This is a genomic window from Thermalbibacter longus, from assembly GCF_023806485.1.
Classification (GTDB): Bacteria; Chloroflexota; Chloroflexia; order Thermomicrobiales; family Thermomicrobiaceae; genus Thermalbibacter; species Thermalbibacter longus.
The window spans coordinates 1-2,500 of record NZ_JAMSLR010000025.1; the positions used below are offsets into that span (position 1 = coordinate 1).

Sequence of the window (2,500 nt, forward strand, 5' to 3'; positions counted from 1 at the left end):
GGGGGGGATGACGTCAAGTCAGCATGGCCCTGACGCCCTGGGCGACACACACGCTACAATGGCCGGGACAATGGGCGGCCAAGCGGTGACGCGGAGCCAATCCCCAAACCCGGTCTCAGTTGGGATCGCGGGCTGCAACTCGCCCGCGTGAACGCGGAGTTGCTAGTAACCGCCGGTCAGCCATACGGCGGTGAATATGTTCCCGGGCCTTGTACACACCGCCCGTCACGTCACGAAAGCTGGCTTCACCTGAAGCCGGTGGGCCAACCCGGGGGTGACCCTGGGAGGCAGCCGTCGAGGGTGGGGCTGGTGATTGGGACGAAGTCGTAACAAGGTAGCCGTACCGGAAGGTGCGGCTGGATCACCTCCTTTCTAGGGAGCGCGTGGGGGTCTCCCCATGCATCCCGGGTCAACCGGGGTGGCGCGGCCGGGGCGCAGGGTCCCCGGCGGGACGGGGGAGGCTGGGCAGGCAGGATGCGGCCTGAGGAGGCGGCGGCACGCCGCGGAGGGCTGGCCCGCTGCCCCCTCACCCCGGAGCCGTCACCTCGTTAGCCGAGTAGAGGGCTACCCGGCACGCGGCACTCGACCACGCTCCGATTGTCGAGGGCTCGTGGGCGTTTAGCTCAGGTGGTTAGAGCACACCCCTGATAAGGGTGAGGTCCCTGGTTCGAGTCCAGGAACGCCCACCCCAGTTACGATGGGGCTGTAGCTTAGCTGGGAGAGCGCCGCCTTTGCACGGCGGAGGTCAGGGGTTCGAGTCCCCTCAGCTCCNTGGAGCGGGGTTCCCAACGTGGTGCGAACCACACTTCAGTTGGCGAGGCCGACCTCGCCAGCGGGCGAGATGCGAGCGAAAGGCTTGCGTCTCGGCACCTTACCAAGAGAGAGCGTGGCGAATGTGTAGGGCATGCTGGGGCAGCATGTTAGGAAGTGCCGAGGCTCCTTGCGCGGGATCCGAGTGAGGGCTCGCGAGGGCTGCATGGAGGGCACATGGTGGATGCCTAGGNTGGCTGGAGTGCACGTTACCAAGAGAGGAACGCGAGCGAGCTCTGGCAGGTCATGTGCCTGCCGGAGCTGGTGAGAGTGGGGCATGTCCGGAACGCGCGGGCGCAGGATGAGGCGTCAGCGGCGGGCCGGTTAGGTAGTCGAGACTCCATGGAGGGCACATGGTGGATGCCTAGGTGGCTGGGGCCGAGGAAGGACGCGGCCGAGCGGCGAAACGCCCCGGGGAGTCGCGGGCAGGCGGAGATCCGGGGGTATCCGAATGGGGCAACCTGCCTGGGGTGATGCCCAGGCGCCCGTCACTGAATCGATAGGTGGCGGGCGGGCACCGGGGGAAGTGAAACATCTCAGTACCCCGAGGACGAGAGAGGATTCCCGGAGTAGTGGCGAGCGAAACGGGAGGAGCCCAAACCAGGCGCGCGGACATGGCTGGCCGGCCGAAGCGCGCCTGGGGTTGGACGGCCCACCAGGCCGGGGCGGCCACCCCGGCGCGGAGTGAGCAACCGTCGTTCGAGCCGAACGCTGCTGGAAGGGGCGACCGGAGGGGGTGAGAGTCCCGTAGGCGAGTGGGCGACGGCTCCGGGTGGGTGCGTGAGTACCGCGGGACACGGGCAATCCCGCGGGAAGCTGGGGGGACCACCCTCCAAGGCTAAACACCCCAGCCGACCGATAGTGGACGAGTACCGTGAGGGACGGGTGAAAAGGACCCCGGCGAGGGGGGTGAAAGAGCGCCTGAACCCATGTGCCCCCAGTCGGTCGGAGCCTGGTGCAGACCAGGTGACGGCGTGCCTATTGGAGCATGACCCGGCGAGTGGTCGTCCGTGGCGAGGCGAAGGGAGCGGCACCCGGAGCCGGAGCGAACGCGAGTCTGCGAAGGGCGCACAGTCGCGGGCGGCCGACCCGAAACCCGGTGAGCTACCCATGGCCAGGCTGAAGCGCGGGTAAGACCGCGTGGAGGGCCGCACCGGTGTCGGTTGCAAACGGCTCGGAGGAGCTGTGGGTAGGGGTGAAATGCCAAGCGAACCGGGAGATAGCTGGTTCTCCCCGAAATGGCTTGAGGGTCAGCCTCGGCGCGGGCGCCAGCGGAGGTAGAGCACTGGTTCGGTGCGGGGGCTTGCCGCCTACCAAGTCGAGCCAACCTCCGAAGGCCGCTGGCGGGGCGCCGGGAGTGAGACCGTGGGCGAGAAGGTCCATGGTCGAGAGGGGAACAGCCCAGACCGCCGGCTAAGGTCCCCAAGTGTGGGCTGAGTGGGCAAGGAGGTGCGGGTGCCCAGACAACCAGGAGGTTGGCTTAGAAGCAGCCATCCTTGAAAGAGTGCGTAACAGCTCACTGGTCGAGTGCCCGTGCACCGACGATGTCACGGGGCGAAGCCCACCACCGAGGCCGCGGGTCCAGCGAGCGCCGGAGCGCTGGCTGGGCGGTAGGGGAGCGTCGCCGTCGGCGGGGAAGGGGGGTCGGGAGGCCCCCTGGAGCGGCGGCGAGTGCGAATGCCGGGACGAG

At 68.2% G+C, this 2,500-nt stretch carries 2 tRNA genes and 2 rRNA genes (1 of these 4 cut by a window edge); all 4 read left to right on the forward strand.

Annotation, left to right across the window (positions count from 1 at the left end):
- Nucleotides 1–372: ribosomal RNA gene (locus NET02_RS16200) — 16S ribosomal RNA — on the forward strand; the annotation flags it as partial.
- A 240-nt stretch (nucleotides 373–612) separates the two neighbouring features.
- A tRNA-Ile gene (locus NET02_RS16205) sits at nucleotides 613–686 on the forward strand.
- Between the two features lie 13 nt (nucleotides 687–699).
- Nucleotides 700–771: transfer RNA gene (locus NET02_RS16210), tRNA-Ala, on the forward strand.
- A gap of 372 nt (nucleotides 772–1,143) precedes the next feature.
- Nucleotides 1,144–2,500 (forward strand): 23S ribosomal RNA (locus tag NET02_RS16215) (its annotated part continues 1,620 nt past the right edge of the window); the annotation flags it as partial.